This is a genomic window from Lysobacter sp. (assembly GCA_013141175.1).
In the GTDB taxonomy this organism is placed as follows: domain Bacteria; phylum Pseudomonadota; class Gammaproteobacteria; order Xanthomonadales; family Xanthomonadaceae; genus Lysobacter_I.
Genome location: JABFRN010000001.1, coordinates 3,661,690 through 3,686,747, shown reverse-complemented (window position 1 = coordinate 3,686,747; position 25,058 = coordinate 3,661,690). Strand labels below are relative to the sequence as shown.

Genomic DNA, 25,058 nt, shown 5'->3' with positions numbered 1-25,058 from the left:
TGGAATGAGCATGCAGGGTCCGACCGGCAAATACACGTTCATAGCGCTGTTGTTCATTCTCTCCGGCACCGGTTTCATGATGGGCGGAATGACGCTTTACGAGAATGCGATGTTCCGGTTCAAGGGACACGATGCACTGATGGTCGCCACCGATCCGCCGAAATGGCTGATCGCCCGCGACGGCAATTACCAGGCCCGCACCATCAATGTGAAGTACGTCACCGCCAGCGGCGAAGTCGCGGTGCCGGCGAAGCATGTCTCGGGCGACGAGGCCCGGCGACTGGCCGAAGGTGAGCGCATCCCGGTGCGCTACGTCGAAGGCGATCCGCAACACGTGCGTGTCGACGGCGAAACAGGCGACATCCCCTGGGGCTGGCTGTTTGCCGGCTTCGCGGGGTTGGCTTTGGCGCTGTATGCGAGGATGCTTGCGCACCGCGAAGCGCGCCGCTAGATCCACTCGCCCTTGCAGTGACCAGCAGGAAGCATCGCACCCGCACCGGAAGCCCATCGCTCATGTCCTCTACCGCCCCCATCTGGTTCACAGACTTCGGACAAGGATCCGATGCACCGGTGCGCTTGTTCGCTTTCGCCCATGCCGGCGGAGGCGCCAGCGTCTTCGGCAAATGGAACAAAGCCCTGCCCGGCGCGCATGTGCTGGCGACACGCCTGCCGGGCCGCGAATCGCGGATCGTCGAGTCGGCGTATACGTCGATGGCGCCACTGATCGACGCGCTTGCCGGACAGATTTCAACACGGTTGGACCGTCCATTCGTGTTCTACGGCCACAGCCTCGGCGGCCTGATCGCATTCGAGCTGACCCACCGCCTGCGCGAAATGGGGCTGCGCCAGCCGGAGCGGCTGCTGATCGGCGCCACCCGCTCGCCGGACCGAAAATCCCCGCATCCGCAACTCCACGCACTCGCCGATGCCGATCTGGTGAAGGGACTGGGCCGCTATGGCAACATGTCGCAATCGATCATCGATTCGCCTGAATTGATGGCCATGCTGTTGCCGATGCTGCGTGGGGATTTTTCGCTGGTCGAAACCTACGCTTACCGTGAGCGGGCGCCGCTGGATCGCCCCATCGTCGTCTATTATGGCAACGACGACCGGATGGTCGACCCTGCGGACATGGACGGTTGGCGGACGAAAAGCAGCGCCGATGTCCGCCTGCTGCCGATCGAAGCCGGGCATCTTTTCCATCTCACGCACGAGGCCGAACTGCTGACGATGATCGGTGCGGAGTTGCACGGATCAACAGGCGGAGTTGGAGCGATTCCGGTGGTTTAACCACAATCCGAACCTGTCAAAGGCACTTGCGAATAACGACCACACCGGGAGTAACAAGCCCAGATTCAAGGAAAGCGCAAATGAGCTCGCCTACGAGTCGGCCATTCGCGTCGCACATGGCCTCCGAAGACCCCTCATGGACGGAGTCTTCGCAACTGCTCAATGCATCGACGCAAGCTGCGAGCGAAGGAAAAATGGTTCGCCAGTGGCTACTTTGGCTCGACACACCACTGTCGGCAGCTTGGTATAAAAATGCCGATTCATGTGCATGTGCATGATTTCCACGGCCCCTGCATCCCTTCGCCAGCGACATCCGACAAGTCGGCCTGCAGCAACCGGGAGCGCACCGTGGAACGAGAGTCCAGGTCCGTTCTCGACCATGTTCTCAACAGAAAAGTGCTTCACCTATTTCGAATTCCGGGTCAACAATTCAAACACTGACGTCGGCACACCTTCGTCTTTGACGATACCGTCCGTAGCAGGGCGGAAGAGCGCCTGCAAAATCAGATGGCGATCTTCAGCAGAATCGGTTTTTCCATCCTGTAACAAAGACAGATAGGTCTTCAGCATGACGACACGTTCTTCTGCATCTCCAGCCAGATGAAGATGACTCAGGAACATCCGTACCACCAACCGAACCGCCCACACCGAGAATACGCCCAGCACGGCCAAAAGACCGAGCCGCCAAGTCTCGGGAAGTTCACCGCTCTTCGTATTGCTAAGAATGTCGTGCACATTGGTGCCTACGAACCATGCGGAAGCGAAGATCGCGACGAATGACAGCGCCCCGAGAAACTTGGTCGCACGACGATGCATCAACGCTTTCACACTCCAATACTCAGCCGGTGCGTGCAACGCGGACTCGTTGCGGAATATCTCCCGGATATGCGTCATTTTCTCTTCATGGGCTAAAATCAATGCGCCGTATTGCTGCTCGCGCATCGCTTGGGACGACTCGAATGCCGTATTGATTTTATCAACGAGCACCTCGCCTCGTCCGGCCCAAACCCGATGATCATGCTCCATCTGCACAAGACGTTGTGTATTGCCTTCGAACAGCCGTGACATGTCGCCGCGAAGCGCATCGAAGGCGAGCTGATTCGCACCGATACTCAGGTCTGCGACCGCAGACTTCGCATCGATGAACATCAGTCCCGCAAACACGCCGTACCATTCTTCGATCGATTTAGGGTGAGGAGGACTGCGATCCGATGGCACTTGCAATGCCGCGAAGTAACGGGCCGCATCCATTCCATACTGCTCCCGAATGTGGTCGATCGCTTTGGCTATGGCGCTCGAGCTGTGCGGCAAAGGTTTTTTGTCCGCTTTGTCCGCATCGAGCAGGTAAATCTGACCGATCAGCGACTGGATTCGCCTGATATCTTTTTGCTCTCCGGGAATATCGCGACTGAGCTTCGATTCTCTTCCAAGTTCAGCGAGGCGCATGGACAAATGAGATGCCTCACGCAAGCCACCAATCTTCTCGGAAATTCCACCCAGATAGCCGGGAAAGTCGTGAAAGCCGGGCATTCCGAACGCCCGCCAATATTCGATCTCTTTGTTCAACCAGGCCTGGAGCTCTAGGCAGCCGTATGGCTCCAGCATGCCGCCGTTGCCTCCCAGATCGACAGTAAACAGCTGTTCTTCAGAATGCATATGCTCTTCCATGATTGTCCTCTTGGGCATTGTCACCTTGTCGCCTGACAACTGTTGCATTTACAGACGCACCGTTTTCAGATGCCGCCCCCCGCATCACCCCAACCGATCCAACGCATCCACCAGCTCCGTCGCCAACGGCGCGTCCAGCGCATACGGCACGCGACCGCCGTCCAATGCGAATTCCAGCGATGCGGCATGCAGGAACAGCCGCTTCAGGCCGAGCTGTTCGCGCAGGCGTTTGTTGACTTCCGGGTCGCCGTATTTGTCGTCGCCCGCAACCGGATGGCCGATGTGCTGCGCGTGGACGCGGATCTGATGGGTCCGGCCGGTCTCGATCCGCACTTCGCAATAGGAATGTCCGCCGCGACGCTCCAGTACCCGGAAATGACTGAGCGAAGCCTTGCCGCCAGCGTGGACCTGGACATGGCGCTCGCCGCCCTGGCGCAGGCCGATATGCAGCGGCGCGTCGACGCTCATGGTGCCGTCGGGCATCCGTCCGACCAGCAGGGTCAGATAGCGTTTGGCGATCCCGCGGCCGTCGTCGGCATCGCTTTCGCGCATCAGCGCCTGCAGCTCGAGCAGGGCCGAACGCTTCTTGGCGATGATCATCAGACCGGAAGTATCGCGATCCAGCCGGTGGACCAGCTCCAGCGTTTCCTTCGGGCGCAGGGCGCGAAGGGTCTCGATCACGCCGAAACTGATCCCGCTGCCGCCGTGGCTGGCGACGCCGGTCGGCTTGTTGATCGCCAGAAGCCGGGCGTCCTCGAACACGATACTGGCGGCCATGGCATCCAGCAGGCCGCGCGCCGGCGTGCCCTTTTCGCCCGGCTCGGCCAACCGCACTGGTGGAATCCGTACCTCGTCGCCGTCCTCCAACCGGGTTTCGGCCTTGGCCCGACCGCCGTTCACGCGCACCTGACCACTGCGGATGATCTTGTAAATCAATGACCTGGGTGCGCCCTTGAGCTGACCGAACAGGAAATTGTCCAGCCGCTGGTCGGCCCGGTCCTCGTCGATACGGACAAGGCGGACCTTGCCCGCCGGTGGTGGGGAATGCGCTGGTTCAGTCATGGGGTCGTGATCCGGGGTGGTGATCTGTTACACTCGCCGCGCGATATAAGGGGTTGATTTCGCAGGGAGTTAGCGACAAAGACGCTTTGGCGTCTCGTCGCTCGAATGGGCCGAAAGCCCGCCTCCTCCGCGATATCCGATGCAGTACGCGACCACCGCCCTCGGGGCGGCCATGTTAGCGGCTTGTCGGCAAAGCCGGTTATCGCCGGGTGCGTCAGACACTCGTGCTGAACACGTCCCGTGCCGCCGCATCGTCGCGCCCCAAGCGCAGCCGACGCAGGCAGCCGGCCTGTAACACGTTGAGAACAACAAGCGCTCCCGCGGTTCGCCGTGGTGTTGCAGCGCTGGAATACTTCAAGCGGCGCATGCCGCGCGCCTGCCGATCGGCAGGCCCGCCTCCGGACGGGACAAGCGCGCGACGGTGCCGCCGGCAGTCTCCAGAGGCGAAAACGCCCATGGCGTTCCGCGCGCCCGCTCTCGAGCGGGGTTGATGCGCGTGAGGAACGCAAGACCATGAAACGCATGCTGATCAATGCGACGCAGGCAGAAGAACTGCGCGTCGCGATCGTCGACGGCCAGACGCTTTACGACATCGATATCGAACGGCCGTCCAAGGAACAGAAGAAGTCCAACATCTACAAAGGCCGGATCACCCGGCTCGAACCGTCGCTGGAAGCGGCCTTCGTCGAATACGGCGGGGAAAAGCACGGCTTCCTGCCTTTGAAGGAAATTTCGCGCGACTACTTCCAGGCCGGTGTGGACCATCACAAGGCCGGCATCAAGGAACTCCTGCGCGAAGGCCAGGAAATCGTCGTCCAGGTCGACAAGGAAGAGCGCGGCAACAAGGGCGCGGCGCTGACCACGTTCATTTCGCTGGCCGGCCGTTACATGGTGCTGATGCCGAACTCGCCCACCGCCGGTGGCGTCTCGCGCCGGATCGAAGGCGACGACCGCGCCGCATTGAAGGCGGCGATGGATGTGCTCGCGATTCCCGATGAAATGGGCGTCATCATCCGCACCGCAGGCGTCGGTCGCGATGCCGAAGAGCTGCAGTGGGATCTCGACTACCTGCTCAGCGTCTGGAAAGCCATCGCCGAAGCCGCGCTGAAGAAACCGTCTCCGTTCCTGATCTACCAGGAATCGCGCCTGATCATCCGCGCGCTGCGCGACTACATGCGCGCCGATATCGGCGAGATCCTGGTCGACACGCCGGAGATGTACGAAGAAGCGAAAGAGTTCGTCGAGCAGGTGATGCCGCAGAACCTGCGCAAGCTCAAGACGTACACCGACGACACCCCGCTGTTCAACCGCTTCCAGATCGAATCGCAGATCGAGAACGCCTACGAGCGCTCGGTCCGCCTGCCTTCCGGCGGTTCGCTGGTGATCGATCAGACCGAAGCGCTGACCGCTGTCGACGTGAACTCCTCGCGCGCCACCAAGGGCGGCGACATCGAGGAGACCGCGTTCAACACCAACCTCGAAGCGGCGGATGAAGTCGCGCGCCAGATGCGTCTGCGCGATCTGGGCGGTCTGGTCGTGATCGACTTCATCGACATGGCGTCGAACAAGCACCAGCGCGACGTCGAAAACCGCCTCGCCCAGGCGCTGAAGCACGACCGCGCCCGCGTCCAGCTCGGCCGCATTTCCAAGTTCGGCCTGATGGAGATGTCACGCCAGCGCCTGCGCCCGAGCCTCGGCGAATCCAGCCAGCTCGTCTGCCCGCGCTGCGACGGTCATGGCCGCATGCGCAGCATCGAATCGCTGTCGCTGTCGATCATCCGGCTCACCGAAGAGCACGCGATGAAGGACAACACCGGCCAGGTGCTGGTACAGGTCCCGGTGGAGATCGCCAACTATCTGCTCAATGAAAAGCGCCGCGCACTGAGCGAGATCGAGAAGCGCCACGACTCGCCGATCGTGATCGTCGCCGACGAATCGCTGCACACGCCGCATTACGAAGTCACCCGCATCCGCGAGAACGAGCTGACCGAAGAGACTTCGAAGCCGAGCTACCAGCGCGGCACGCCGCGCAAGCTGGCGACGATCGCGCTGACGAAGGCGAACCTCAATGTGCCTGCAGCGCCGGCCGTGACCAACGTCAAACCGGCGCGTCCCGCACCGATGCGCGAAGACCGGGAGGAGCGCGAGGAAGCGCCCCGCGCAGCCGCAGTGCAAGCGCAGCCGCAACAGGCGTCGGTCCCCGCACCTGCGTTCGCGCAGCCCACCCCGGCCGCCAAGCCCGGTGGCTTCATGGGTTGGTTGAAAGGTCTGTTCGGCAGTGAGCCATCGCCCGCTCCGGCCCCCAGCCGTCCGCAGTCCGGTTCTCAGCAGGGTCGCGATCGCAACGAACGTCCGGACCGCAACGGTAGTCCGCGTCGCGATCAGCGCCGGGATGAGCGTGGTCCAAAAGGCCAGCGCGATCAGCGCCGGGATGAGCGCCGCGACGATCAGCGGCGCAACGCGCCACAGGGCCAGGCACCGAAGCCGCAGCAAGGCGAACCGCGCCAGCCGCAAGCGCCACGTCAGCAGCAGCCGCAGCAGCAGAAACAAGGGCAGCCGCGGCCACCTCAAAACCCGCCTCAACCGCCATCGCCGCAGCCGCAGCCGCAACAACAGCTGCCCAAAGCCGCGAATCCCGACAAACCCCGTCGCGAAGAGCGTGCGGTGGCCGCTGCGGCCGAAGCGCCGAAGCCACAGGCACTGCCGCCGATCGAAGCGATTGCGCTGCAGCCGGTCGTACCGTTGACGACTGCAGCAATGTTGTCGACCGGTGAGATCGATACCGCAGCGACGACGACCGATGATGCGCAGATGGGCGATCAGGAATTCGCAGCCGACGGCGGCGATGACGCCGCACAGGACGGCAGCAGCCGTCGTCGTCGCGGTCGTCGTGGCGGTCGCCGTCGTCGTCGTGGCAATGGCGAAGGCGCCGTTGCCGGCGAAGTCATGGCCGACGATGCGTTGACCAGCGACGAGCCCCAGTCCGCCGTCGATCGCAATCAGCCCGAGTTCGATTTCGACGATCTGCCTGTCGCGGAGCGCGCGCCTGTCGTCGCCACTGCACCCGTTGCCGTCGAAGTCGCACCGCCTGCGCCTGCAGCCGAGACGTCGATGGCGCCCGCGCCCGCGCGGATCGAAGCAGAGCCCGTGATCGAAACCGTACCGGTCGAGCGCACCATCGCCGCCATTGAGCCTGCCCCCGCAGAACTGGCCGCTGTCGAGACAGCCGCAATCCAGACGGATACTGTCGAAACAAGCATTGCCGAGACGGCACCTGTCGTGCCCCACGCCGCCGAAATCATCGACGCACCCGCTGCCGAAGCGGTTCCGGTCGCGGCGGTCCCCGTGGAAGCACCGGTCGTGGAATTCGTTTCTGCGCCAGCTGCGACACCCGTTGCGGAGCCTGCGGTGATCGTCGCTGCGCCGGAAGTCGCGGCAGAACTCGCCAACGACATCGCGGCGCCGCAGTACGGTATCGGTCTGCAGTTGTTCGATCCTTTACCGGATGCCACGGTGGCGGTTTCCGGCACCGACGACGCCTCCAGCGACGACACCGACAGCCTCAAAGCTTGATGGGTCGCCCCGCGCGCGTCACACGACGCGCGCGGGATCGCTCAACCCGTATTGCGAACACAGCCGGGCCAGCGCGATGCTGTCCTGGATCTCCAGTTTCTCGAACAGACGCGCCTTGTGCGTGTTGACGGTCTTGGCGCTGAGGCTGAGCCGCTTCGCGATCTCTTCCTGACGCAGGCCCTGCGCCAACAGCATCGCCACTTCCAACTCGCGCGGCGACAGGCTGTCGAACGGCGACGCTCCGCCACCGATACCCGCCAGCGCCAAGTGCTGGGCCACACCGTTGGCCAGGAAGCGCTTGCCGCGAGCGACATCGCGCACCGCACGCAACAGCTCGGCCGCGTCGCCGGCCTTGCCGACATAGCCGGACGCGCCGGCTTCGATCAATCGTTTCGGAATCGGTCCGTCTTCCAGCACCGACACCACCACGACCTTGCAGCCATAGTCGCCCTTGACGATGCGCTCGGTGACTTCGAGGCCGCTGATGCCGGGCAGATGCAGGTCGCACAACACGATGTCGGGCATGAGCTTGCGGATCATCGGCAGCGCGATCTCGCCGGTGTCGGCTTCGCCGACCACGTCGATATCGGTTTCGGCCGAGAGCATCATGCGCATGCCGCTGCGCACCAGCGCGTGATCGTCGAGAAGGAATACGCGGATCGTCATGTCGGTCCCTGTGGAGTCGTCCTGCGCACAGACTAGGCAAGGCCGCCGATGCGGACAAGCGGACTTCGCCGCTTTACGGGGTAGGAAAATGCCTACCCCGGGTCGGCGCATCCGGGGCCGGTGACTTCCGGCACCGCACCCCGCCCGGTTTCTCTGGCACGCTCCTGCCTTTCGCCTGCTGGTCCCGATCAACATGTCCGTATGCCGCCTCGCACTGATCGGTACGATCGCACTCCCGGCTTTGCTGGTCGCCGCCTGCGCGTCCAGCCAACCACGCGCGCCCGCTCATCGCGACATCACGAAGAACACCGCGCACGGCACCTGGCATATGGACGTCCGCCGCATGGCCGATGCCGAGGACAACGCCGGACGCCGCGCGTATCTGCATCAGCGTCTGCTCAACGCCGGAATGGCGGTCGCCGCACAGCCGTTCGTGTCCGGCAATCTGCAGGGCGAGAATCTGATCGCCGATGTCGGCGGTCCTGCCGAGGCGCCGCTGCTGCTGATCGGCGCGCACTCCGACCGTGTCCATGCCGGTCGTGGCGCCACCGACAACGCTACGGGCAGCGCTGCCGTGCTGGCGCTGGCCGAACGTCTGAAACGTCGGCCGCTCGTGCACCATCGGGTCAAGGCCGCGTTCTGGGACCTCGAAGAACGCGGGCTGCTCGGCGCCCATGCGTATATCGAACAGAACGATGAAAAAAAACGCCGGAAAGCCCGCGCTCTACATCAACTTCGACGTGTTCGGCTGGGGCGACACCCTATGGCTGATGCGCCGCGATGCCGCGCATCCGCTGGTCGCCGCCAGCCACGACGCTGCGCAGGCGCAGCGGATGCGGATCGTTGCCGGCGATCGCTATCCACCCAGCGACCACATCCCGTTTCTCAAGGCAGGTTGGCCGGCAGTCTCCTACTCGCTGGTCGGCGGCGACGAAATCCCGGGCATCATCGGCATGTTCGAGGGACGGAAGCCCCTGCGGGTGCCGAAAGCGATGAAGGTGATCCATACCGACAACGACACCATGGCGCATATCGACGATGCGGCGGCGGCGAAAGGCATCGATGCCGTGGAAGCCGCGATCCGCGCGTGGGACGCGCAGACGCAGTAAGTACACTCCCGCTCAGCCGGCGTCGGGCAATGCCTGTCCCGGCAGCCAGCCGCTCGCCTGCAGCGCATCCAGCAGACCCGCGACTTCGGTTTTCGCGTCGAGACTGTGCACCGGCAGCACCAGCACATCGCCCGGCCGCGCCCAGGCCAGGGCTTCGCGCGCGGCATCGGCTTCGCGCAGGCGCACCGGCAGCGCGGATTCGGACAGGCCGTGTCGCAGCAATGCATCGCGGATGACCTGCGCGACCTCGCCTGCTTCGCGCCCGCGCAGGTAGCCGTCGATATCCTTCACCACCACGAGATCCGGCGCGTAACGCGCGGCGACCGCCGCCAATTCCCGCACCTGTTCGTCGCCGCGATTGCCGGCCTGGCCGAGCAACAGCGCCATCCGCCCATCGCCGCGTCGCGCCTGTGCGATGTCGAGCAGCGCCGTCATGCCATCGGGGTTGTGGGCGTAGTCGAGGAATATTTCGATGCCCGCGAACGCCCAGTGCTGCAGGCGGCCGGGGTTGTCGGCATGGCTGCGGCCGAACTCCGCGAGCACCTTGCGGATCGTCTCCACGTACACGCCCATCAGCATCGCTGCGAGCGCAGCCGCAGCGATGTTCGCGATGTTGTGGCGAGCGCGACCGCCGAGCGTCAGCGGCATCGCGGCGATGGCGCCGAGATCGAGCGTTTCGACGCCATCGTCCAGCAACAGGCGGCCATCGCGCGTTGCGCAGCGCGGCAGCGCCATCGCATCCGCCGGTAACGCTTGATCGTCGACCGCGAACCACGCAATGCGCGGCGCCGTCTGCGGTCCCTGCGCGCGGAGCAGCGGATCGTCCGCATTCAGCACCAGCCAACCGCCGGATGCGCGCTCGCCTGCGACTGCGCGCGCCACCGTGAGCTTGACCGCAGCCAGATCCTCGACCGAATGCACGCCGTATTCGCCGAAGTGATCGGCGCTGATATTGGTGACGACCGCGACATCCGCGTCGGCCAGCGCCAGGCCGCGGCGCAGCAGGCCACCGCGCGCGGTTTCGAGCACGGCGGCTTCGACGTCGGTGCGTCGCAGCAGTTGGCGCGCGCCGGTCGGGCCGGAATAGTCGCCGCTTTCGAGGCGTTCGACATCGGCGGCATCGCTCGCGCCGCCACCGACGAACAGGCCGTCGGTGCAGGAATGCGCGGTGCGCAGCCCTTGCGCACGCAGCATCGCCGCGATCAGGCGCACGGTGGTGGTCTTGCCGTTGGAACCGGTGACCAGCGCGGCGGGAATCGTGCCGAGCGTCGTCCACGGCACATCGCCCACCGACGGCAATGCGTCGATCGGCCATGTCCGCCCATGCTTACCGAGGCCGAGGCTCAGGGCATCGTCGTCGTGCAGCGCCGGCACGCCGTGCGCCCGCGCGGCATCGAGCAATGCGATCGCATCCGGGCAGCGCTCTTCCGCCGCGAAACGCTGCAAGGTATGCAGCGCGGACGCGGTGTCGTGCGTGGACGGATGCCCGGGCGCGTGGAAGTCGTGGAAGGCCACGCTGGCGCACCACGCCCATTCGTTGATTTCGGTCGCGGTGTAGAGCTGATCCGCAGGGGCGGTGAAGGCCAGCGACGTCGCCGTGCGGTGCACGCGCACCACCGGTTCGGTGGCCGCCCAGCCCAGCGCTTCGCGCGCCGCGTTGGCGCGCATCCACCACGCCGCGAGGGCGACCGGATCGCGCGCCTGCGGGCCCATGGTTTCCAGCGCAGCGCCGCAGCCTGCGAAATAAACATTCGATCCGGTGAGCCGCCGCGAATCCTCGAACGGCGGCTCGCCCGACAATCCGATCACGGCGCTCAGTCGTCGCTCTCCCGCGAGATGAAGATGCCGCGCTCGTCGCGGCTCACGCCTTCCCACTGTTCGGGCGAGAAGTGCGGCTCCGTCGTCTCCTCCGCATCGACGTTCGCCGCAGCGACGACCGCCACTTTCTCGGCCACGCCCTCGGGCTTGAACTTGATGATCTGCTTCCATGAGCGCACCAGCGTATCGGCGAAGACCAGCAGCACGTCGCCGGCCTGGGCCATGCGCAATCCGGCGTCGATCGCGTCCTGTTCGTCGGGGATGATGCTGATCTGGTGATCGGCGACACCCTGTTCGCGCAGGGTCGCGGCGATCAGCTTCGGCACTTCGTCCGGCGCGCGCCCGCGCAGACCGTCGTCGCGGCGACAGATGTAGTGATCAAAACCGCCGGCCACGGCCTTGGCGATCTCGCGCAGGTCTTCATCGCGACGATCGCCGGGACCGGCGACCACCACGATCCGGCGACCGGTCACTTCGAGCCGCTGGGCGAGATCGGCCATCGCCGCGACCGCGTGCGCGTTGTGGCCATAGTCGAACAGCACCTTGAACGGATGCTCGTTGAACACGTTCATCCGGCCCGGTGCCTGGAAGAACGTGCTGTCGAAGGTGCGCAGGCCCTGGCGGATCGCATCGAGCTTGATCCCCATCGAAAAGGCCATCGCCGCCGCGAACATCGCGTTCTGCACGTTGTGCAGCGCCTTGCCTTCCAGCGTCGCCGGAATCAGGTGCGTCCACAGCAGCGGGATATGGCTGCCCTTGTCGTACAGCGTGATCATCTGGCCGTTGACGCCCGCTTCGAGCGCACAGGCACGGCCTCCCGCGCGGATGTGTTCGCGGACCAGCCCGTGCGAAGGATTGAGCGTGACGTAGCAAAGCACTTTGGCGTCGGTGTAGCCGCCCATCTTCAGCACGTTCGGGTCGTCGGCGTTGAGCACCGCGCAGTCTTCGGCCACTTCGATGACGATGCGTTTGACCTCGGCCAACTGCTCCAGCGTGTCGATCCCTTTCATGCCGAGATGATCGGACTGCACGTTGAGCACCGCGCCCACGTCGACCTTCGGTACGCCCATGCCGGCACGCAGCAGGCCGCCGCGCGCGGTTTCCAGCACCGCGAAATCGATCTGCGGATCGGCCAGCACCATGCGCGCCGACACCGGCCCGGTCATATCGCCTTCGACCGTACGCTGGCCATCGATGTACACGCCATCGGTGGTGGTGAGGCCCGGCGTGAAGCCGGTCATCTTGGCGATGTGCGCGAGCATGCGCGAGGTGGTGGTCTTGCCGTTGGTGCCGGTGATCGCCGCGATCGGCACGCGCGACGGCGTGCCCTGCGGGAACAGCATGTCGATCACCGGGCCGGCGGCATCGCGCGACTTGCCTTCGCTCGGCGACACGTGCATGCGGAACCCCGGCGCGGCATTCACTTCGCAGATGCCGCCGCCGATGTTCTTGTAACTCTCGGCGATGTTGGTACTGAGGAAATCGACGCCGCCCACGTCCAGACCGATCGCCTTGATCGCACGCACCGCCATTTCGCGGTTGTCGGGATGGATGATGTCGGTCACGTCGGTCGCGGTGCCGCCGGTCGACAGATTGGCGGTGGAACGCAGATAGATGATGCGGCCGGCTTCGGGCACGCTGTCGGCGGTCACGTCTTCGCGCGCCATCATCATTTCGGCCTGCGCGTCGAGTTCGATGCGGGTCAGCACCTTCTCGTGGCCGACGCCGCGACGCGGATCCTGATTGACGATATCGACCAGTTCGCGCACGGAGTGCTGGCCGTCGCCGACCACATGCCCCGGCGTGCGCCGGGTCGCGGCGACCAGCTCGCCGTTGACCACCAGCAGCCGGTGATCGTCGCCCTCGAGATAGGTCTCGACGATGACCGAACGCGAAATCTCCTTCGCCTTCAGGAAGCCTTCGACCACTTCCTCATCGGTGCGGAGGCGGATCGAAATGCCGCGGCCGTGATTGCCGTTGTACGGTTTGGTGACCACCGGGAAGCCGATCTTGCGCGCGGCGCGGCGCGCGGCGCCTTCGCTCTGCACCAGTTCCTGGCGCGGCACCGGCAGTCCGAGCGAGCCGAGGATCTTGTTGGTTTCTTCCTTGTCGCTGGCCAGCTCCACCGCGATGTGCGAGGTCTTGCCGGTCACCGTCGCCTGGATGCGCTGCTGGTATTTGCCGTGGCCCAACTGCACCAGCGACTGTTCGTTCAAGCGCAGCCACGGGATATTGCGGTCTTCGGCGGCCTTGACCAGCGACATCGTCGACGGCCCCAGCGCACGGCGCTGGGCGTAACGGATGAAGGTGTCGCGCGCGTCGGGCCAGTTCCAGTCGTCGGGTACCGCATCGGCCGAACGCAGTTCCGGCGGCAGCAGCGAGCGCAGCAGTTTCAGCGCCAGTTCGCCGGCTTCGATGCCCTCCTCGCGCTGCGCGTATTCGTAGACCACCGAGTACACGCCGGGGCGGTCGTCGATGCTGCGGGTTTTCCCGAAGGTCACGTCTTCGCCGGCCATGTTCTGCAGTTCGATCGCGACGTGTTCCAGCACGTGGCCCAGCCAGGTGCCCTCGCCTTCCTTCATCCGCCGGATCAAACCACCCGGGGTGCGGTAGGAGCAGCCGTGTTCGGCCAGCCCCGGCAGCGCTTCCACCAGCGCATCGACGAAGGCCGGGCCGAGCTTTCCGGTCGGCCAGGCTTCCAGCCGTTCCAGGTCCAGCTCCAGCCGGATCACCGGAAAATGCGCATACAGCGAGGGGCCGACGAATACCGAACGATCGAGAATGCGCATGACGGGTGGACTCTCCTGTTTATTCCTTGGGCCTGAGCAGCGCGCCTGCCGAAGCCTTGCGCGTGTGCAGGTTGAACGTAGCACCGGCGACGAGGATGTGGAAGCTCAGGCCCAGCAGGCAGACCGGTTCGCCCTCGTTGACCTGGGCCATCGATGAGAACTGCAGCCCGGCGGCATCGACCACCGTCACCCCGCCACTGCCCAGCACTTCCACCGTGTTGTCCGGTGAGATGAAGGCGGCGGTGTCTTCGTCCAGACCGATGCCGATCGCGAACGGATTGAAGGCCAGCGCTGCGGTCAGCCGGCCTAGACGGTCGCGCTGGCGGAAATGCTGGTCGATCACGAACCGGTTGGTCAGGCCGAGACCCGGCGCCAAGCGCACCATGCCGGCGATCGGGGTCGGGCCCTCTTCGCCGAACGCAATCATGTGTTCGCTCAGAAACGCCGCACCGGCGCTGGTGCCGGCCACGTGCATGCCGCTTGCGTTGCAGATCCGGATCGCCTTCGCCACTGCAGTACCGCCGAGCAGGGTCCCGAGCCGCAGCTGATTGCCGCCGGTGAAGAACACGCCGGTCGCTTCGTTGATGCGCTCGACCCGGCGCGGCTCGTCGGCATCGCGACGGGTATCGAAATCCATCACCGTGACCTTGGCGACGCCGAGGCTGTTGAAGATCTCGACATAGCGTGGACCGGTCGCATTGAGCCGGCTCGCCGTGGGTATCACCACGATATCGGCATCGGCACCGCCGCAGAGTTCGACGAAACGGGCGAGGATCGCGCGGTCGTTCTCTTTTTCTTCGGCGCCACCGATCGGAATGATCCAACCGCGTTCTTCCCCGTCGGGGACTTTACTGGGACACATCTGGCTTCCTGGGATTCTTTCTGAAAGGGGATTTCGTGGAGGACCGGTCATCCGCGCGCATGGTCGGCGCTGTCCTCGAACAGGCCGCGCCGCAGCACCGCGCCGTTGCGCAGATGCCAGGCGCCCTGCGCCATGACATCGGACACATGGCTGTCGGCGTCGAGCACGACGAGGTCGGCATCGGCGCCGACCGCGATTTCACCTTTGCCGGCAAGACGCAGGTGGCGCGCAATGTTGCGGGTGAACGCCGGCAGCACCGCATCCAGCGCATGCCCGCGCGCGAGCAGTTCACGCACGGCGTCGAGCAGCGCGTGCGCGCTGCCGACATCCATTTTGCAGAGGCGACCGTCGTGGTCGAAGGTGGGGAGGCAGCCGCCGGCATCGGAACTGATGGTCAGCCGCTCTGCCGGCGCGCCGGAGGCGTGGTAGCGCTCCCAGGCCTCGACGGCGGACCAAGCGTCCTCTCCATCTTCGACCGGGAATGCGGTGATATCGACCGTGCAGCCGCGCCGCGCCAGCGCCAGCGCTTCCTCGAACAGCGCCTTGCGCCGGTTGATGTGCGTGGGATGGAACACCCGCGCCGGCAGTTCGGTGTCGTCCAGCGCACGACGCACGAGTTCGAGGCCGCGCACGCCATCGCCCAGATGCAGATGCAGCACGCCGGCCTTGCCGCTCATCAAACCGGCGACATGCGCCTCGGACGCGATGCGGACGAATTCGTCGAAGGTGGGCTGGCTGGAGCGGTGATCGCTGATCGCCAATTCGCCGACACCGATGACCGGGTCGAGATAAACGATGTCGCCACGAACGCTGCCGGTCAGCGTGACCGGCGGCATGTGGTAGCCGCCGCACCAGGCGAACGCGCCCAGGCCCTGCTCGCGCAGCGCGTAAACGGAAGCCAGCAGTTCTCCTGGCGTCCGTGCGAGGTCGTCGGTACCGAGCACCCCGACCACGGTCGTCACCCCGGCGGTGGTGAATCGCGACAACGGCACCGGCGGTACCCGGGTCGCGAATCCGCCCTCGCCGCCGCCACCGGTGACGTGGGCATGGCCGTCGATCAAACCGGGAATCAGGCGGTTGCCGCCCAGATCGATCACCTCAAGGCCGGCAATGCTCGGTGCGATCTCGTCAGCGGCGCCGATCCACAGAATCCGGCCACCGCCGATCAGCAGCTGGCGCAGCCCCAAGGCCTCGGGTGCGAACACCGAGGCGTTGCGGATCAGGGTCAGTGGGGAGGTGGCTGCGGATGCGGGGCGGATAGGCATCCGACATTCTAACGGGAGCGGTGCGGCAAAGCCTCCTGCATGATCGATGCGCGGCACGCGTGCTAGCGCAGCCGGGTCGCCCCTGCCGCCGCCCATCCGGCTTTGTTGCGGTTTTTTCGACTCAGCGATTGAGCGTGACGTGGCCGGTCTTGTTGTGGGAGACGGTGATGCTGAGGCTTCCCTCCACGCGCGCGACAGTGACATTCATGCTGATGCGGTTGGGCATGTCCTGGGCCATGCGGCCGTTCGTGGCTCCGGTGCCCTTGGTATTGATGGCATGGAACTGCGCACCTGCTACCAGCGGCTTCGACAGCCCGTTGCCGGTCAACAGCGTCTCGATGGCAGCGTTGTCCTGGGCTTCGATCGCGGCATTCAAGGCATCGAGTTTGGCGGGGTCCGCATTGATCCGATCGATGGCCGACTGCGCGGCATCGCAGACCGCGCCGATGTCGGTTTGCGCATCCGCCGTGCGCGCGTAGCTGGCGGCTGCGGCACCGCCCCCGGCACCTCCAGCCATCGTGCTGACCGACGATACTGCCCACGACCAGCTGCCGGTCCCTGTGGCGCAGGCATTGGCCCCGACTGCGGTCTCTTGCAGCACCACGCCCTCGGGGGCAACGCGGTCGTTCGAGTTGTTGCTTTTGGTGCGGGTTTTCCCGGCACTCGCATCCATTGCGACCAGCAGCAGAGCCAAAGCGCAGGCACTCGTGAGTTTCAGATGCGACATGTTCGTTCCCCTTCCGACGATGTGTGCCTGCACCGTACGCGCCGAAGCGTGAACACGCAAAGAAAAAATCGACAAAGCATCGATGCCAGGAGGGCTGGTTCAGGAAGGCATGTGTCGTCAATTCACCATTTGAAACCATTTAGAAGAATCAAGTTTGTAGTAAGCAAGATGTCTCAATAACTCTTCCAAATCTCGCTACAAATAGACAAGCCATGGCATTAACCGTATATACGCTCGTATGTGTCGCGAGTGAATTCGAGAAGAGCAACATTGTTCTCTTGAACACTGCTACGTACTTCGTTTCCGTCAATTGCCATTACGCCCTTCAAACTCTTCATTACCTCAGGATTTTCCCAGTTCCATGTAGAAGATCCAACAACAGCAGCGAAGGCTTCAATCTTTTCATAATTCCATGTAAGCATGGCAATTGCATTCTGGCATTTTGCATAATCTTTGAACTTGAATACCTGTCCTTTTGCTGCCAATGATCTAAGCTTAATCATTGACGGCTGGGCGGCTTGTAGCATCTCTAGAAGACGCTTAGCTTCCCTCTCCCCATTTTTCTGGATATAGGCGATCGCACCCTTGATAGCCGTGTCTGCATCCTCACCGCTTTCATTCAGTGGCGCATAACTTTCCATGCCGATCTTTGTCATCTCAAAGAGCGCTATCGGCTTATCTATTTCCACAATGTAGACATGAGCAGCCTCAATCAGAGAATCAAGAAATTCCGCATTTCTTTTAGCTTTATCCTGCCGCTGCCAGTTTTTTAATGCGAAAAAAGCAATGATTGCCATCGCCACGGAAGCGATAGATTTCATAGCTTCAAGCCAACTGATGTCCCTTATTGCGTCAAAGGACCATACAAGTGCATCGCACATCAGCATTCGTCTCTGTGTGATGGCGGAGAGAGTGGGATTCGAACCCACGGTGGGCGTAAACCCACGGCAGTTTTCAAGACTGCTGCCTTAAACCACTCGGCCATCTCTCCGTTTTAAATTGTGTGCATCTTCGACAATCGGCAGTTTGACCATCGACCTGCGGTCGATGTTCGCTCCGGCCTTCGGCCTACGCAGTCAAGACTGCTGCCTTAAACCACTCGGCCACGCTTCCGTATTTTTTTCAACTGCGGCAAAAAAAAACTGTTGTCATCCCGAATCCCGGCTTCATCGGGTGAGGGACCTGTTTTTTGGCTGTGCCCTGAAGCGCACAGCAGGTCCCTCGCCTTCGGCTCGGGATGACAAGCTCAACACCCCGAGCCGTCACTCATTGCGGCTCACGCCGGCTCGGCGATTTTACCCTGCTTCGTCGGCGCCATCCCACCCGGGCAGTGCAGGCAGTTGAGGCGCGAGGCCTCCAGCAGCGGCGGCAGGCTTTCGGCGAGGTAGTCGATGAACATCCGCACCGCCGGCAGCAGGCCGCGGCGGGAGGCGAACACCGCGTGGCAGATGCCCATCGGCAGGCGCCAAGCGGGCAACACCACTTCCAGCTCGCGGTTGCGCACGGCGTCGGCGCAGATGGTTTCCGGCAGCAGGGTCACGCCCAGGCCCTGTTTGGCCAGCGCCATCAGCATCGGGAAATCGAAGCCGGAGACCCGGGGTTTGAGTTCGACGCGGCGGACTTCGCCGCCCGCGCCCTGCAGTTCCCAGCGCTGGCGGGCCTCGTCCTCGCTCATGCTGAGCGTGGTGTGGCTGGCCAGTTCTTCCGGCTCGCGCGGTCGGCCGGCGCGATCGAGGTATTTCGGGCTGGCGACCAGCAGTTCCTGGATCTGGCCGAAGCTGCGCATCACCAGGCTGCCGTCGTCGTCGAGCTTCGCGCGGACGCGGATCGCCACGTCGAAGCCTTCGTTGATCACGTCCACGCGGCGGTTGTTGACGTGCAGTTGCACGCGCACCAGCGGGTAGCGGGCGAGGAAATCGGGGAGCAGCTTCGGGATGAGCTCCTGGGCGATGCCGACCGGCACGCTCACCCGCACGAGGCCGCGGGGTTCGGCGCTGAGCCGGTCGACCACTTCGCGGGCGGCGCTGGCTTCGGCCAGCATCGACTGTGCGTGGCGGTAGACGCTCTGGCCGACGTCGGTGACCGCGAAACGACGCGTCGAACGCTGCAGCAGGCGCGCACCCATGTCGGTTTCGAGCTGGCTGATGCGGCGGCTGAGGCGCGATTTCGGGATACCCAGTGCGCGCTCGGCGGCGGCAAAACCCGAGTGCTCGACCACCATCGCGAAGTAGTACAGGTCGTTGAGATCGTTCACGGCGATATTTCCATCCACGGAACAGTGGGGCGCATTGAACCAAGTTTATCTCACCCATGCAATGCGGATGCGCGCCCCCGGGGGTGGCCGATCGTGGCCGCTTTTTGCGCTTGAGGTCGCAGGGGAGCCGCATCGCCCGAGTCACGGGCCCTCGACCGGATCGGAGCTCCATCACGCCATGCCCAGCGATCCGCCCAGCGACATCACCCGACTGCTGCAGCGCCACCATGCCGGCGATCGCGAGGCGTTCGACCGGGTGGTGCCGCTGGTCTACGACCAGCTGAAGGCGATCGCCCATCGCCAGCTCGCCCGCGACGGTCAGCGTGGCCCGCTGCTCGACACCACCAGTCTGGTACAGGAGGCGTATCTGCAGCTGGTCGACGAGGACGGCGTGGACTGGCAGAACCGGGGGCATTTCTTCGCGATCTGCGCGCGGGCGATGCGCCGGATCATGATCGACGACGCCCGCAGACGGCTCGCGGGCAAACGCGGCGGCGGTGCGGTCGACGCGACGTTGGACGCTGATGTGGTGGCGGACGCGAGCGAACCGGAACGATTGCTGGCGATCGACGATGCGCTGTGCAAACTCGCCGCGTTCAATCCGCGTCTGGCGCAGTTGGTCGAATGCCGCTACTTCGCCGGCATGACAGAAGAAGAAACCGCCGAGACGATGCAGTCGTCGCTGCGCACCGTGCAGCGCGACTGGATGCGGGCGCGGGCCTGGCTGCTGCAGGCGATGGATCCGCCATGAGCGGACCCACCGCGACCGGACCCGATGCGGAGGACCCCCGCGTCCGCCTGGATGCGTTGTTCGACACCGCATTGGATCTGCACGGCGACGCACGCGAGGCGTTCGTATGCGCGATCGATGCGGAGGACGCCGTACACGGTCACGCGCTGCGCGACCTGTTGCGACTCGCTGCCGATGCGTCGGAAGCGCTGCAGCCGCCGCAGACCGGACACGCACGCTGGCGTTCCCTGTTCGAGGCTTCGCCGCCGACCGAAGACGCGCATGACGCGCTGCCCGAACGCATCGGCGTATGGCAGCCGCTGCGCCGGATCGGCCATGGCGGCATGGGGACGGTCTATCTGGTCGAACGCAACGACGCCGGGTTCCATCAGACCGGTGCATTGAAACTGCTGCGGCCGGGCGACGAGTCGGATGCATTTCTCGAACGCTTCGCGCGCGAACGGCAGATCCTGGCGTCGCTGACCCATCCGGGCATCGCGCGTCTGCTCGACGGCGGACGCAGCCGCGACGGCCGCCCGTATCTGGTCATGGAATATGTCGAAGGCGAAGCGCTGGACCGCGCCTGTGACCGCCAGCGGCTCGACATCGACGCGCGCATCGCGCTCTTCGTGCAGATCGTCGAAGCCGTGGCCTACGCGCATCGCAATCTGGTCGCGCACCGGGATCTGAAACCCGGCAATATCCTCGTCGGCGCGGACGGCAGACCGAAGCTGCTGGACTTCGGCATCGCGAAGGCGCTCACGGACACTTCCGGCGAACCGCAGCCCGACGCACAGCCGGACACACGCACCGCACTCCGCGCCTTCACGCCCGACTACGCGACGCCGGAGCAGGTGCTGGGGCAACCGACCTCCACCGCGACCGATCTCTATCAGCTCGGATTGTTGCTGTACGAACTGCTGACCGGGCATCGCGCGCAGCATGCGCCGGACGCTTCTCAGCGTGCGCTGGAAGACGCGATCTGCCGCAGCGAACCGGTGCGGCCTAGCGAACGCATCGCCGACGACGACAGCGAGCGCTACGCCGCGCGCAATACGACACCGGGCGCACTGCGCCGCAAATTGCGCGGCGATCTCGACAACATCGTGCTCAAGGCCCTGCGCAAGGCGCCGGAACGCCGCTACGCATCGGCGAATGCGCTGATCGACGACCTCGAACGCTGGCGCACCGGCCTGCCGGTGCTTGCGCGCCCGGAAAGCTGGCGTTATCGCAGCGGCAAATTCCTCAAGCGAAATGCGTGGGCGGTGGCCGCCGGCATCGCGATCTTCGCCCTGCTCTCCGGCTACGCGATCACCGCGACGCTGCAGGCGCAGGCCATCGCCCGCGAGCGCGACCGTGCGCAGGCCGAAGCGGAAAAGACCCGGCAGACGCTTGCACTGCTGAAACGCGTGTTCCTGCTGAGCGACCCGCGCGAAACCGGCGGCGTGCCGCTGAGCGCGCGCCAGGCGCTGGATGCGGGCTGGGAGAGCATGCAGGGTGAACTCGACAAGAATCCGGAGATTGCAGTCGAAGTCCTTGCCGTCGTCGCCGAATCGTATGGCCGGGCAGGCGATTTCAAACAGGCGCGCGCGTTGTTCGAGCGCAATCTCTCGACCTTGCGCAAGCTGCCGCAGCCCCAGCCGCTGTTGCTCGCGGGCGCGCAGCGCGGGCACGGCCGCGCGCTGAGCCAATTGGCGGAGTACAGCGCAGCGGATGCGGAATTGACGGCTGCGCTCGACGGCTATCGTCGTCTCTTCGGTGCGCGGCACGAAGAGGTGGCGACGACCATGATCGATATCGCCCAACTGCGCGCGCGGCGTGGCGACCAGCGCGGCGCCGAAGCCCTGTTCCGCGACGTTCTGGCGATGCGTCGCGGGCTGTACGGCGAACGCCATCCGCTGGTCGCCGAAGCGCTCAGCCTGCTCGCGATGACGCTGCGCCAGCAGAGCGACTACGCCGGTGCGAAGCCGCTGCTGGAACAGACGCTGACGCTGCGGCGGCAGATCCTGCCCGCGCAGCATCCCGATCTGCGCACCAGTCTGTCGAACCTCGCGATGATCCGCAGCGATCTCGGCGAATACGACGCCGCCGAAAGCCTTTATCGCGAAGCGCTGGCCGGGATGCAGGCGTCGCTGGGAAAGGCGCATCCTGAAGCCGCGATCGTGATGGCCAATCTGGGCCGCCTGCTGCAATCGCGGCGCGACTACGCAGGTGCTCGCGCCCTGTTCGAGGATGCGCTGCGGATCCGCCTTGCCGTGTTCGGCGAACATCATCCGATGACTGCGGAAAATCTCAACGACATCGGCTTGTTGCTGTCGGAAAGCGGCGATGCGAAAGAAGCGGAACGCTTCTATCTGCGCGCGCTGGACGCCTACCCACCCGGTCACAAGGGACGCGGTGCGACCGTATTCAATCTGGGTCGCCTCGCCGAAAACCGCAGCGAATACGCAACCGCAGAACATCGCTATCGTGAGGCGCTCGCGCTGCAGCGCAGGGACTACGGCGAAACCCACGACCGCGTCGGCGCCGATCTCAACCGGCTCGGCATCGTGCTGCATCGCCAGGGGAGGCTCGACGAGGCCGAAACCTCGATGCGGCAGGCGCTGGCGATCTATCGCGAACGCCTGCCGGCGGGGCATCAACGCCTGGCGGTGGTGCTGCTGCCACTGGGCGAACTGCTGATCGACCGCAAACGCAATCGCGAAGCCGAAGCGCTGCTGCGCGAGGCCTGGCAGGTGCGGCGCGACGCACTCGGCGACAACGATCCGAAGACCGTCGATGCAGCGAAGGCATTGGCCCGCGCACGCGACAACGGCTGACCTCGACTATTGATCCGGCTAGAAAAATTTTGAACTCATGTTGTGCTGTGGGAGGGGCTTCAGCCCCGACGCCTTCGGCCGACAGTCGGGGCTGAAGCCCCTCCCACACGTTCAAACTTCACTTGACCGAATCAATAAGGCGATGCCCGCAACGCGCGCGCGCCGCAATCGCCGCGCACGGTCACGCCGACCCGGCGCAGATTATTGGTTTCGTCGCGTTCGATCATCCGGTCGGTGGCATCGATCTGCACGTATAGCACCCAGTGTCCCGGTGCCAGTGCGATCTTCCCACTGGACGCCACGCTGCCGACGCTCGCGATCGACGGCAACAGCGTGCCGTGCAGCACGGCACCATTGCGCGCACCGAGCGTGATGCGCGTGCTGGTCGGATGCGACGCTGTGCTATCGGTGTTGCGGGTGACGTAACGGTAACGGAACACGCACAGGCCGTCGCGCTTGCCATCGGCGCGGCCGGCAGGCACATCGGCATCTCCGCCCCAGGGAATGCGGATGCCGGCGAGCTGCAGTTCCTGTTCCATTTCCAGCTCGCCCTGTCCCGGTCCGGACGAGCCGGGACGCTCGATCTGCGGATCGGGTCGATTGAGCAGGTCGTCCGCACCGACCGGCGGTTGCGCGGCATGGGCGGACGCGGTGCACAGCAGTGCGATGGCGATCGGCAGACAGGGTTTCGACATGGTGCGACTCCTCCGGGATGAATGATGCGACCGGCGGTGCGGGACACGCACCGCCTCGATCCCTGAGTCGCGGAAAGCCGTCCGATCCCGCCATCCATCGCATTCGGACCTGTGCACGACTTCCATAACGTCGAACACGGCATTCGGCGGACTCGGCCGTGCGAACGCGCCGGCCGACGAACGGTTGGCGGGTTTCCGCCGCCGCTCGCGACTGATTCCACGAGCGGACCCGAAGACGGCACGTACACGGCCCGAACGCCCAACGACACCGCCCTGCCCATCGCCATCCTCGCATCCCATCGGAGACACCCATGTCCAACGCATCACGCATCGCACTGTCCGGGGCCGCGCTGCTGTTGCTCGGCGCGAACGCATCCGCCATCGAGCCCTCGAAAGGCCTGTACCGCATTCCCTACGCCAACGGCACCGAAATCCGCGTCGGCGGCGATCACATCGACCACAGCCCGCCCGGACGCATCGACATGAACGGTCGCGGCGGCGGCACCTACCGGATCGTCGCCGCCGCCGACGGCTTCGTGCGCCATGTCGTCGACGGCTTCGACGATCGCCTCGACTGCAAGGGCAAACCGGTCAGCGAACAGAAGAACAATTACGTCTGGATCGAACACGCCAACGGCGAATGGACCAAGTACACGCATATGCGCAAGGGTTCGTCCAGCGGCAAGGCGGGCCTGAAGAAAAACCAGTTCGTCAATGCAGGCACGTATCTCGGCGACGAGGGCGAAGTGGGCTGCGCCAGCGGGCCGCATCTGCATTTCGAAGTCGGCGTGCCCAGAGCGAACGACGGCATCAGCGCCACCGGTGGATTCCTCAGCGACAACGACGGCAGCAAGCGCAACCGCATCCCGCGCATCTGCGGCATCGACGACGGCCGCTTCAAGACTGGAAAAACCTACACCGCGCGCACGGTTCCGGGCGTGGTCGAACCCGGCGGCAAGGAATACGCGCGCCACGGCATTCCCGCACGCGATTACCAGTGCGTGGTCGAACAGGCGGCGCTCGCCGGCTATGCGCCGGAATGGATCGACGGCTTCAGCGTCGGCGGCGATGTGCGCTACAACGCGATCTTCCGGCCTGCCGGCAACAACGCATGGCAGGCCTTCCACGGTCTGAGCGCGGCGCAGTATCAGCAGCGCTTCGACGAACTCACCGGCAAGGGATTCCGGCCGACCCTGGTCGAAAGCTACAAGAGCGGCGACGACGTGCGCTATGCGGTGATTTTCCGCAAGGACAACGGCCCGCAGGCGCGCGCCTATCACGGGCTTTCGGCGAACGAACACCAGCAGCGCTTCGACGACTGGACAGCGGCGGGATTCCGGCCGCGCAACATCGCGGTCAGCGCGGTCAACGGCCAACCGCGCTACACCGCGCTGTACGAAAAAGCCGACTACGGCAACTGGTCGGCGAAATCGCGGCTCAGCCCCGATGCGTATCAACAGGCCGTGGTCGAGAACGACGCCAAGGGCCTGAAGCTGATCTATCTCAACGCCTACGGCCTCGACGGCAAGGTCTGGTTCTCCGCGATCTGGAGCGCGAAGCCAGCGGGTGCGATCAAGGCGCGTCATGGCCTCAGCGCGCAGCAGTATCAGTCCGAGTGGAACAGCGCCGGTCGATCGGGCTTTCTCACCCGCGCGGTGACCGGGTATGCCACAGGCGACGACGCGCGCTATGCAGCGATCTGGCGCAAGTAAACGACTTCACGCAACTCCG

Annotated in this window: 18 protein-coding genes, 1 tRNA gene and 1 pseudogene; 8 read left to right on the top strand and 12 right to left on the bottom strand. The window is 64.7% G+C overall.

Annotation, left to right across the window (positions count from 1 at the left end; translation table 11 throughout):
- The first annotated feature begins 4 nt into the window (after positions 1–4).
- Positions 5–451, top strand: a complete 447-nt coding sequence (locus HOP03_16245) for a hypothetical protein (protein ID NOT89709.1) — start codon at positions 5–7, stop codon at positions 449–451.
- Positions 452–570: 119 nt separating this feature from the next.
- Positions 571–1,290, top strand: coding sequence for a thioesterase (locus HOP03_16240; protein NOT89708.1), 720 nt, complete (start codon positions 571–573; stop codon positions 1,288–1,290).
- A 405-nt stretch (positions 1,291–1,695) separates the two neighbouring features.
- Here HOP03_16240 and HOP03_16235 read toward each other — a convergent pair whose 3' ends face one another.
- Together HOP03_16235 and HOP03_16230 are read right to left on the bottom strand one after the other, a co-directional pair.
- Positions 1,696–2,958, bottom strand: coding sequence for a hypothetical protein (locus tag HOP03_16235; GenBank protein NOT89707.1), 1,263 nt, complete (start codon positions 2,956–2,958; stop codon positions 1,696–1,698).
- Between the two features lie 84 nt (positions 2,959–3,042).
- Positions 3,043–4,020, bottom strand: coding sequence for an RluA family pseudouridine synthase (locus HOP03_16230; GenBank protein ID NOT89706.1), 978 nt, complete (start codon positions 4,018–4,020; stop codon positions 3,043–3,045).
- Positions 4,021–4,533: 513 nt separating this feature from the next.
- On the opposite strand from HOP03_16230, the gene rne reads away from it, so the two are divergent.
- Positions 4,534–7,593 carry a ribonuclease E gene (rne, locus tag HOP03_16225; protein NOT89705.1) on the top strand — a complete coding sequence of 1,020 codons (3,060 nt, stop codon included), beginning with the start codon at positions 4,534–4,536 and terminating at the stop codon, positions 7,591–7,593.
- An 18-nt stretch (positions 7,594–7,611) separates the two neighbouring features.
- Here the strand turns inward: rne and HOP03_16220 are convergent, their stop codons facing one another.
- The gene (locus HOP03_16220) at positions 7,612–8,259 is read right to left on the bottom strand and encodes a response regulator transcription factor (protein ID NOT89704.1); all 648 of its coding nucleotides are present in this window, start codon (positions 8,257–8,259) and stop codon (positions 7,612–7,614) included.
- Between the two features lie 193 nt (positions 8,260–8,452).
- Here HOP03_16220 and HOP03_16215 point away from each other — a divergent pair.
- Positions 8,453–8,980, top strand: a pseudogene (locus HOP03_16215) (M28 family peptidase).
- Positions 8,955–9,368, top strand: a complete 414-nt coding sequence (locus tag HOP03_16210) for a M28 family peptidase (GenBank protein NOT89703.1) — start codon at positions 8,955–8,957, stop codon at positions 9,366–9,368. Before HOP03_16215 ends, HOP03_16210 begins: the two are co-directional and overlap by 26 nt.
- Before the next feature lie 12 nt (positions 9,369–9,380).
- On the opposite strand, the gene HOP03_16205 is transcribed toward HOP03_16210, so the two are convergent.
- From HOP03_16205 to HOP03_16170, 8 genes are all read right to left on the bottom strand, one after another.
- Positions 9,381–11,081 (bottom strand): Mur ligase, encoded by a 1,701-nt coding sequence (locus HOP03_16205; protein ID NOT89702.1) that lies wholly within the window; start codon positions 11,079–11,081, stop codon positions 9,381–9,383.
- A 101-nt stretch (positions 11,082–11,182) separates the two neighbouring features.
- The gene (gene cphA, locus HOP03_16200) at positions 11,183–13,975 is read right to left on the bottom strand and encodes a cyanophycin synthetase (protein ID NOT89701.1); all 2,793 of its coding nucleotides are present in this window, start codon (positions 13,973–13,975) and stop codon (positions 11,183–11,185) included.
- A gap of 19 nt (positions 13,976–13,994) precedes the next feature.
- Positions 13,995–14,837, bottom strand: a complete 843-nt coding sequence (locus HOP03_16195) for a cyanophycinase (protein NOT89700.1) — start codon at positions 14,835–14,837, stop codon at positions 13,995–13,997.
- 47 nt (positions 14,838–14,884) lie between these two features.
- Entirely contained in the window at positions 14,885–16,102 is a 1,218-nt protein-coding gene (locus HOP03_16190; protein ID NOT89699.1) for a beta-aspartyl-peptidase, read from the bottom strand.
- Positions 16,103–16,223: 121 nt separating this feature from the next.
- Positions 16,224–16,829, bottom strand: a complete 606-nt coding sequence (locus HOP03_16185) for a hypothetical protein (GenBank protein ID NOT89698.1) — start codon at positions 16,827–16,829, stop codon at positions 16,224–16,226.
- 218 nt (positions 16,830–17,047) lie between these two features.
- Entirely contained in the window at positions 17,048–17,710 is a 663-nt protein-coding gene (locus HOP03_16180; GenBank protein ID NOT89697.1) for a hypothetical protein, read from the bottom strand.
- A 20-nt stretch (positions 17,711–17,730) separates the two neighbouring features.
- Positions 17,731–17,820, bottom strand: a tRNA-Ser gene (locus HOP03_16175).
- Between the two features lie 285 nt (positions 17,821–18,105).
- Positions 18,106–19,083, bottom strand: a complete 978-nt coding sequence (locus HOP03_16170; GenBank protein ID NOT89696.1) for a LysR family transcriptional regulator — start codon at positions 19,081–19,083, stop codon at positions 18,106–18,108.
- 178 nt (positions 19,084–19,261) lie between these two features.
- Between HOP03_16170 and HOP03_16165 the strand changes: the two genes are divergently transcribed.
- Together HOP03_16165 and HOP03_16160 are read left to right on the top strand one after the other, a co-directional pair.
- Positions 19,262–19,834, top strand: a complete 573-nt coding sequence (locus HOP03_16165) for a sigma-70 family RNA polymerase sigma factor (GenBank protein NOT89695.1) — start codon at positions 19,262–19,264, stop codon at positions 19,832–19,834.
- The gene (locus tag HOP03_16160) at positions 19,831–22,632 is read left to right on the top strand and encodes a serine/threonine protein kinase (GenBank protein NOT89694.1); all 2,802 of its coding nucleotides are present in this window, start codon (positions 19,831–19,833) and stop codon (positions 22,630–22,632) included. Before HOP03_16165 ends, HOP03_16160 begins: the two co-directional genes overlap by 4 nt.
- 131 nt (positions 22,633–22,763) lie before the next feature.
- On the opposite strand, the gene HOP03_16155 is transcribed toward HOP03_16160, so the two are convergent.
- A complete protein-coding gene (locus HOP03_16155) occupies positions 22,764–23,327 on the bottom strand; it encodes a hypothetical protein (protein ID NOT89693.1) in 564 nt (187 codons plus the stop codon).
- 311 nt (positions 23,328–23,638) lie between these two features.
- Here HOP03_16155 and HOP03_16150 point away from each other — a divergent pair, with 311 nt between their 5' ends.
- Positions 23,639–25,039, top strand: coding sequence for a peptidoglycan DD-metalloendopeptidase family protein (locus HOP03_16150; GenBank protein NOT89692.1), 1,401 nt, complete (start codon positions 23,639–23,641; stop codon positions 25,037–25,039).
- Positions 25,040–25,058: the final 19 nt, after the last annotated feature.